Source organism: Bartonella sp. AA126HLJHH, from assembly GCF_042197425.1.
GTDB lineage: Bacteria > Pseudomonadota > Alphaproteobacteria > Rhizobiales > Rhizobiaceae > Bartonella.
This window is the reverse complement of the sequence record NZ_JBHIRU010000057.1, coordinates 1-3,291: the sequence shown is the minus strand read 5'-3', so window position 1 is coordinate 3,291 and position 3,291 is coordinate 1. Positions and strand designations below refer to the sequence as shown.

Here is a 3,291-nt window from a genome sequence, read left to right as displayed (position 1 = left end):
AATTATTGACTGAAGTAGCAACGCTGTTTTTGGGAGGAGCTGGAACAGCCAAGGGAGCCATAAAGCTTGGCGAAAAGACAGTGATCAAGTTCAATGCTATGAAAGATTTTGCCCAATTCGCTTCCAAGAAAAATCTTGCCAAACTTGCAACTCAAGGAGATCCTGACAAATTTGCGGCGAGGAAAGAACTGACCAAACTTGCTGCTAAAGAAAAAAAGCTTTGGTTAAAAAAGAAACCCACTAAATTTACCGATAGCAAATTTGGTCAGACGAACAAAGCTTATAAGAGAGACGATTTGTTTGATCCTAACCAAAGGGTTAAATGGAGAGTAAACAAGAAAGACGTGTGGGGCACCAATATTGAAAGGATGGAAACAGGAAGAGCACCTATAGGATTTGATGGTGAGCCTGTTGAGTTGCATCACCTAAAGCAAACGCATGAGGGGCCCATAGCAGAAATGAGCAAGGAATCTCATAATAAATATAATTCCGTGATTCATGCTCCTTCCAAAACACATCAATCGCTTATAGAGAGAGAAAAGTTTAATAAGTGGAGAGAGGAATATTGGAAGGAACGCGCTAAAGGGTATAGAGAACAAAAAAACAGTAATTTAGGAGAAATAATTGATATGAAATGGGGTATTATAGGTCTAGATTTTGACAGATGGGGACAGGAGCATCGGCAGTAATACTCTACGGTTGATGAAAAGAGAAAAAACAGAGATTTATAGAATAATTAATGGAGAATAATTGATGAAAACCTATACCTTAGATGATGTTGCAGTCTTAATTGATAAAGTAAATAAATATGATGAAGAGATTATCAATTTGGGTACTGAAGATGATGGAGAGAATGAAACAGATGATTTACAGATTGAAAAGGCGGAGAAAGCTTTGGGTTTGCAATTCACATCCTCTTACAAAGTTTTCTTAAAAAAATATGGAGGAGGAGAAATTGGTGGTGATGAAATATTTAGCATTTATGGAGATTGTGGGGAAGGTATTCCTGCTGGTGATATTGTTTACCGAAACTTACTCAATAGAGAACGTGGTTTTGTGACACCAGAACAGCTTTTCATTAGCAGAACAGATTTTGGTGAAACCTTTTATTTTGATTATACGCAGTTTAGGGATGGAGAATGCCCACTTTATGTCATGCTTCCATCTGAGGATTGCGAGTATTACGCTAGCAATTTTTATGAATTCCTTTGCAAAAGAATTAAAGAAAGTGTGGGAGCTGAGATACCTGATGGTGACCAACCGATTGAAAAGATTGAGAACACTCCCACTCCGCAACCTATCCCTTTTTACAAGAGCTTTTGGAAAAAACTATGGAAGAGGTGAAATTGATAGAGGAAATATGAAGCGTTTATAACGCAAGTTTTGAGGATCATCCATGAAAACCTATACCTTAGCTGATGTTGCACAATTAATTAATAAGTATCCGGATGTTATCGACTTTGGCACTGCAGAGGATGCACCTGATGATATATTGATTGAAAAGGCTGAGAGAACTCTTGGTTTACAATTCACCTCGTCCTACAAAAGTTTTTTAAAAAATTATGGAGGAGGAGAAATTGGTTGCGAGGAAATTTTTAGCATTTATGGTGTAGACTTTGAAACTGTTTATGGTGGTGACATTGTCTATAATCGCTTAACAGAAATGAAAAATGGTTTAGCAAAATCACAGCAGCTTGTTGTCAGTAGAACTGATTTTGGTGAGACATTTTACTTTGATTACTCTCAGTTTCAGGATGGTGAATGTCCGCTCTATTTTGAGGTAATATCTGGAGATCCCCTTTATTATGCAAGTAATTTTTATGAATTTCTCTGTAAAAGAATTAAGGACCATGCAGGGGAAGATTTATGAAAACCTATACCTTAGCTGATGTTGTAATATTAATTGATAAAGTGAATAAATATGATGATGAGATTATCCATTTTCGTACTGAAGATGATGCAGTTGATGATCTTGTAATTGAAAGGGCTGAGAAAGCTCTTGGTTTACAATTCACATCCTCTTACAAGAGTTTTTTGAAACATTATAAAGGTGGGGACATTAGTGGTGAAGAAATCTATAGTCTTTATGAGCATCCTATAGGTGTTTCTGTTAATGACGTTGTTTTCCAAAACTTAAATGATAGAAAACGTGGTTTTACGACACCAGAACAGCTCGTTGTGAGTTATGATCTTGATGAAACCTTTTACTTTGATTATACGCAGTTTCGGGATGGTGAATGCCCACTCTATGTCATGTTTGCGGATGAGGAGTCCGAATATTACGCCAGTAATTTTTATGAATTCCTATGCAAAAGAATTAAAGTACACGCGGGAGTTGAGATACCTGATGGTGATCAACCGATTGAAAAGATTGAGCACACTCCCACTCCGCAACCTATCCCTTTTTACAAGAGTTTTTGGAAAAAACTATGGAAGAGGTGAAATTGATAGCGAGGAAATATGGAGCGTTTATAACGCACGTTTTGAGGATCATCTATGAAAACCTATACCTTAGATGATGTTGCAGTATTAATTAATAAGTATCCGGATGTTATCGACTTTGGCACTGCAGAGGATGCACCTGATGATATATTGATTGAAAAGGCTGAGAGAACTCTTGGTTTACAATTCACCTCGTCCTACAAAAGTTTTTTAAAAAATTATGGAGGAGGAGAAATTGGAGGTTATGAAATTTTTAGCATTTATAACGCAAGTTTTGATAAGTGTCCTGCTGGTGATATTGTTTTCTATCATTTGACGGATATAAAAAATGGTTTCGCAAAACCAAATCAGCTTGCCGTGAATAGAACTGATTTTGGTGAAACATTTTATTTTGATTATTCTCAGTTTTGGGATGGTGAATGCCCACTCTATGTTGAAATTGCATCTGGAGATTCAGAGCATTACGCAAGTAACTTCTATGAATTTCTCTGTAAAAGAATTATGGAACATGCTGGGGGGGGGTAATGACGATGCAAACCAAAGACGCAACAGAGATTTTAAAAAAAGTTGGTTGGGAGCCCCATCGCGATGAAATGGGTGATATGTTTGCTTATTATCACCTCCCCGATCGCATAGTGCGTATTCATTATGGTGTCATAGATTATGGACGGGATAGCGGAAGATTGTGGGTTTCTGTCAGTCTTACTACTGCTGCTTATTGTCTTGGCTGTGAATATGCTAACGGTAAAGAATCTCAATCTCAATATGAGGCTATGCTGATTTCTTCAGAAGAGAATTTTGGAGTTACAGCACTGGAGTTTTTTGAAAGCCATGTCAAGGTAGCTTTAG

At 37.2% G+C, this 3,291-nt stretch carries 6 protein-coding genes; all 6 read left to right on the top strand.

Annotated features, from left to right (window positions below):
* Positions 1-689: HNH/ENDO VII family nuclease (locus ACFIQC_RS09445; protein WP_375707102.1), on the top strand; the 689-nt coding region annotated here is incomplete at its 5' end.
* Positions 690-753: 64 nt separating this feature from the next.
* The gene (locus tag ACFIQC_RS09440) at positions 754-1,344 is read left to right on the top strand and encodes an SMI1/KNR4 family protein (RefSeq protein ID WP_183193918.1); all 591 of its coding nucleotides are present in this window, start codon (positions 754-756) and stop codon (positions 1,342-1,344) included.
* 52 nt (positions 1,345-1,396) lie between these two features.
* Positions 1,397-1,870 carry an SMI1/KNR4 family protein gene (locus tag ACFIQC_RS09435; protein ID WP_375613701.1) on the top strand — a complete coding sequence of 158 codons (474 nt, stop codon included), beginning with the start codon at positions 1,397-1,399 and terminating at the stop codon, positions 1,868-1,870.
* A complete protein-coding gene (locus ACFIQC_RS09430; RefSeq protein ID WP_183194725.1) occupies positions 1,867-2,442 on the top strand; it encodes an SMI1/KNR4 family protein in 576 nt (191 codons plus the stop codon). The genes ACFIQC_RS09435 and ACFIQC_RS09430 overlap by 4 nt, the downstream gene beginning before the upstream one ends.
* A gap of 54 nt (positions 2,443-2,496) precedes the next feature.
* Positions 2,497-2,967 (top strand): SMI1/KNR4 family protein, encoded by a 471-nt coding sequence (locus ACFIQC_RS09425; RefSeq protein WP_375707101.1) that lies wholly within the window; start codon positions 2,497-2,499, stop codon positions 2,965-2,967.
* A gap of 5 nt (positions 2,968-2,972) precedes the next feature.
* Positions 2,973-3,291: DUF6990 domain-containing protein (locus ACFIQC_RS09420; protein WP_375707103.1), on the top strand; the 319-nt coding region annotated here is incomplete at its 3' end.